This window comes from Actinospica acidithermotolerans (assembly GCF_018139625.1).
Classification (GTDB): Bacteria; Actinomycetota; Actinomycetes; order Streptomycetales; family Catenulisporaceae; genus Actinospica; species Actinospica acidithermotolerans.
The window spans coordinates 1-1,488 of record NZ_JAGSOH010000271.1 but is presented as its reverse complement, the minus strand read 5'-3'; the positions used below and the strand labels follow the sequence as shown (position 1 = coordinate 1,488).

Annotated in this window: 1 protein-coding gene; it reads right to left on the bottom strand. The window is 68.3% G+C overall.

The features are described from left to right. Positions 1-7: 7 nt before the first annotated feature. Positions 8-1,357, bottom strand: a complete 1,350-nt coding sequence (locus KDK95_RS34615; RefSeq protein ID WP_443612930.1) for an IS30 family transposase — start codon at positions 1,355-1,357, stop codon at positions 8-10. Between the last annotated feature and the right edge of the window lie 131 nt (positions 1,358-1,488).

The window sequence follows — 1,488 nt, the reverse complement described above, 5'->3', positions numbered from 1 at the left end:
CTTGGGTTCAAGGGGTCGTTGCAACACCGGTTGCTGATACCGAGTATAGTTGTTCTTCGAAGACTTCGGCCGGGGTTCGCCAGCCGAGGATCTTGCGGGGCCGATTGTTGATCGCCAGGGCGACAGCTTCGAGGTCCTCGGACGTCCATCGGGACAGATCGGTGCCCTTCGGGAAGTACTGACGCAGCAGCCCGTTCGTGTTCTCGTTCGTCGGGCGCTGCCACGGTGAGTGCGGATCGGCGAAGAACACCTTCGTCCCGGTATCGAGGGTGAACTGCGCGTGTCCGGACAGTTCCTTCCCGCGGTCCCAGGTCAGGGTCTTGCGTAGCTGGCTGGGTAGCTCGGCCATCGACGCCATCAATGCGGCGTTCATCGCGACGGCGCCGTAACCGCCGAGCGCGGGACCGTTCTTCACCGGCGGTTTCTCGCCCCAGCCCTCGAGCCGGGGAAGGTGTACGAGGATGGTCGAGCGGCTGCTTCGTTCGACGAGCGTGCCGATCGCCGATCGGCCGGTGCCGATGATCAGGTCGCCCTCCCAGTGCCCGGGTACCGCGCGATCCGCCGCCTCCGCGGGCCGTTCTGACAAGACGACATCCGCGGTGACATGCCCCTGCGCCTTGTTGCGCGAGCGCGCCCGTGGCTCGCGCAACGCCCGGCCGGTGCGCAGGCACGTGACCAGTTCGCGCTTGAGCGCGCCACGGCCCTCGATATAGAGCGCCTGGTAGATCGCCTCATGGCTGATACGCATGGACTCATCATCGGGGAAGTCGAGCTTGAGCCGGTGTGAGATCTGCTGCGGGCTCCACGCCAGCGCCCACCGCCGGTCCGCCCGATGCGGTTTGTTCAGACCCTTCCACGCCGGCGTCACCGGCCCGCCCACCACCGTGCCGTCGGGCCGCCGGACACTGCCGGCGAGCCGCTCCTGGACATACGCGCGCAGCCTGTCGTTGTCCGCGAGCTTCGCGTTCTTCGGACGCTTCGCGGCCTGCTGCGCCTTCCACTGCGCCACCACGGCACGATATTCCGGCTTGCCGCCCCGAGTCGCAGCGTTGCGCCGCAGCTCGCGCGAGACCGTCCCCGGATCGCGACCGATCCGACGGGCGATCTCGCGCACCCCGTGCCCCTGGGCATGCAGCAGCGCGATCTCCTCACGCTCGATGAAAGACAGATACCGGCCCGTAGGCTCGGCCAGGCTGATCGGCGGCATCCCGCCAGCGTGACGGAACCACCGAGACCCCACAGGCCACGACACACCGACACCCTCCGCGGCCTCGACCGTCGTCACCCCCGACGCGATCAACCGCCAGAACGCACGCTGCACCGCACGCGAGGGCTCCGGCCGACCAGGAGAACGCATCGGCGCCCGCAACGCCCGATCCGCCGCCCACTGCCGCCGACCACCAGCTCGCCCCTCCGGCACGTCCTTCGCCTCACGACCCACCGCACACCTCCAGAATCGAGGTGTTGCGACGACCGATTGAATCCGCC